General features: G+C 67.6%; 4 protein-coding genes. All 4 read right to left on the bottom strand.

Annotated features, from left to right (window positions below; genetic code table 11):
• The coding region (locus tag O1Q03_RS39845; protein WP_269511617.1) for an Hpt domain-containing protein at positions 1-496 on the bottom strand (496 nt) is incomplete at its 3' end.
• 33 nt (positions 497-529) lie between these two features.
• On the bottom strand, positions 530-907 hold the full coding sequence (locus O1Q03_RS39840) for a response regulator (RefSeq protein ID WP_269511614.1): 378 nt from the start codon (positions 905-907) through the stop codon (positions 530-532).
• A gap of 24 nt (positions 908-931) precedes the next feature.
• Positions 932-1,948, bottom strand: a complete 1,017-nt coding sequence (motB, locus tag O1Q03_RS39835; RefSeq protein ID WP_269511610.1) for a flagellar motor protein MotB — start codon at positions 1,946-1,948, stop codon at positions 932-934.
• Positions 1,949-1,961: 13 nt separating this feature from the next.
• The gene (motA, locus tag O1Q03_RS39830; protein WP_269511608.1) at positions 1,962-2,822 is read right to left on the bottom strand and encodes a flagellar motor stator protein MotA; all 861 of its coding nucleotides are present in this window, start codon (positions 2,820-2,822) and stop codon (positions 1,962-1,964) included.
• Positions 2,823-3,019 lie beyond the last annotated feature (197 nt).

Below are 3,019 nucleotides of genomic sequence, written 5' to 3'. Positions count from 1 at the left end.
TGGCCGACGCCGGCGCGGGCGCCGGCGCGGGCGCAGCGACGGCGGGCGCGACAGGCCCGACAGGCGCAACAGGCGTGACGGGCGCGGCATCGGATGCCCCCGTGCCGCTCTCGGCCTTCAGCCGTTCGAGCTTCGCGCAGATCGCCGCGGCAGCCGCCGCGTCCGGTTCGGCGCTCGCACGGTAGTCGACGAGCTGGTCGGACAGCACGTCCTTGGTCTCGAGGAACGCGTCGACCATGTCCTTGGTCAGCGTCAGCTCATGGTTGCGCGCGCGGTCGAGCAGCGATTCGAGGATGTGCGTCGTCTCGGTCAGCGCCGAAAAGCCGAACGTCGCGGCGCCGCCCTTGATCGAATGCGCGGCGCGAAAGATCGCGGCCAGATCCTCGGGGTCGGGCGCGCCGACGTCGAGGTTCAGCAGCAGCTGCTCCATCTGCGCGAGCAGCTCGTCGGCTTCGTCGAAAAAGGTCTGGTAGAACTGCGTGATGTCGAGAGTCATGCCCGGTCACCGGTTGGGTTCGTCGCATTCATGTCAGGAAGCCGCCGGCTCGGAGAGCGTCGCGACCAGGTCGACCAGCACGGCCGGGTCGATCGGCTTTTCGATCCAGCCGGTCGCGCCCGCGTCGCGCGCGGCGTCCTTGAACGCATCGCTGCCTTCGGTCGTCAGCACGAGGATCGGCGTGTCCGCGTACGCGGTCAGCTTGCGCAGCGCGGCGATCACTTCGAGCCCGCTCTTGCGCGGCATGTTCTGGTCGGTCAGCACCAGGTCGTACGCCACGGTGGCGGCCATGTCGAAGCCGGCTTCGCCGTCCGGCGCCACCGTCACGTCGTAGCCCGCCTGCGCAAGCGTCGCCTGCAGCAGCGCACGCATGGTCGCGGAGTCGTCGATGGCGAGAATGGTTCGGATCATGTCTGTCTCGGAATCTGGGAAACGTCAGGATTTCGGCACGGCGACGGCGCTCGCGAGCACCGGTCGCGCCGCCGCCGACGGGCCGCCGAGCTGCTGTGCCAGCAGCTTCGAGCCCGCCGCGTCGGCCGACAGCGTCGTGGTCGTCTGGTCGTCGCGCATCAGCGCGTCTTCGGATTTGCGGTTCAACACGATCACGCTGATCCGGCGGTTTTCCGGATCGAGCGGATCGGCCTTGTTCAGGTTCTGCGTCGACGCGAGGCCGAGCACGCGCATCACCTTCGCCTCATCCATGCCGCCCGCGATCAGCTCGCGGCGCGATGCGTTCGCGCGGTCGGCGGACAACTCCCAGTTGCTGTAGCCGCCCTCGCCGCCCGCGTACGGCACCGCGTCCGTGTGACCCTGGACGATGATCCGGTTCGGCACGTCGTTCAGCGTCTTGCCGATCTCGCGCAGGATGTCGCGCATGTACGGCTCGACGTGGTCGCTCGACATCGCGAACATCGGCCGCTTCTGCGTATCGACGATCTCGATGCGCAGGCCCATCAGTGTCGAATCGATGCGGATCTGCTGCTTGAACTGGCGCAGCGTCGGGTTCGCCTCGATCGCGGCCATCAGCTTGATCTGCAGGTCGTGCAGGCGCGCCTGCTCGAGCCGCTCCAGCGCGCCCTGCGCCTGCGAGTGCGACTTCTCGTCGATCGGCTTCGCGACGCGATCGGCGAGCGGCGTGGTGCCGTTGGTGCGGCGCAGCGTGCCCGCGTCGAGGCTCGACAGGTCGCGGCCGCCGCCGTTGATGATGCTGGACTCCTGCGCGCTGCGATTGCCGTCGCCGAACAGCGCGGCCTTCAGCGGCGTGTTGAAGTAGTCGGCGATCCCCTTCAGCTGCACCGGCGTGGCCGCGCTCAACAGCCACATCAGCAGGAAGAACGCCATCATCGCGGTCATGAAGTCCGCATAGGCGAGCTTCCATGCGCCGCCGTGGTGGCCCTTCTTCGGCGGGGCCACCCGCTTCACGACGATCGCGCGATCGGTGTTCTTGCTCATCGGGTGCTCCGGGTCACTTTGCCTTCACGCGGCGGACGTGCTCTTCGAGCTCGGTAAACGACGGACGCTCGGTCGAGAACAGCACCTTGCGGCCGAACTCGACCGCGATCGCCGGCGCGTAGCCGTTCAGGCTCGCGAGGATCGTCACCTTGATGCACTGGAACATCTTGGTCGACTCGGCGACGCGCTGCTCCGCGAGGCTGGCGAGCGGCCCGATCAGCCCGTACGACAGCAGGATCCCGAGGAACGTGCCGACCAGCGCCTGCGCGATCATCGCGCCGAGCACCGCGGGCGGCTTGTCGGCCGACGCCATCGTGTGGACGACGCCCATCACGGCCGCGACGATCCCGAACGCCGGCATCGCGTCGCCGACGCGCATCAGCGCGTGCGCGGGGCCTTCGCCTTCGGTGTGATGCGTCTCGATCTCCTCGTCCATCAGGCTCTCGATCTCGAACGCGTTCATGTTGCCGCCCACCATCAGGCGCAGGTAGTCGGTCAGGAATTCGACGATGTGACGATCGGCGAGGATCTTCGGATATTGCGTGAAGATCGGGCTCTTGTCCGGATCGTCGATGTCGGCCTCGAGCGTCAGCGTGCCTTCCTTGCGCGCCTTCGCGAGCAGCACGTACAGGAGCGCCATTAGTTCCATATAGACGTCCTTCGTGTACTTCGAGCCCTTGAAGAGCGTCGGCAGCACGCGCAGCGTCGCCTTGATGGTCTTCATGCCGTTGCCGAGGACGAACGCGCCCACGCCCGCGCCCACGATCATCAGGATCTCGAGCGGCTGGACCAGTGCGCCCAGATGCCCGCCTGCCAGCGCGTAACCGCCGAAGACGGACAACAGCGTCACGAGTGTTCCCACGATAATCAGCACTGCCTGTCCCTCACGAAAGACCGGCGGGGAGACCGCCGTTAAACAGGTTTACGGCAGTCGTCGGGAAAACTTTGGCGGTGGTGAGGCGGCAGCGCGGCGGTGTTTACCAGCAATCGCGGCCGGTTCGCGCGGCACGCCGGAACCGGCCGGCTCGAGCCGCCCCGCGCCCGGCGGCGCTCAGGCGGTCGCGGCGGCCA

Origin of the sequence: Burkholderia sp. IMCC1007 (assembly GCF_027257875.1) — a bacterium.
Lineage (GTDB): Bacteria > Pseudomonadota > Gammaproteobacteria > Burkholderiales > Burkholderiaceae > Burkholderia.
Note: the sequence above shows the minus strand (reverse complement) of the source record. Positions and strands in the feature narration are given on the sequence as shown.

What these genes read in the sequence shown, in the direction of transcription:
- O1Q03_RS39840 (WP_269511614.1), bottom strand. Translation starts at nt 907, where the DNA reads ATGATCCGAACCATTCTCGCCATCGACGACTCCGCGACCATGCGTGCG.
- motB (WP_269511610.1), bottom strand. Translation starts at nt 1,948, where the DNA reads ATGAGCAAGAACACCGATCGCGCGATCGTCGTGAAGCGGGTGGCCCCG.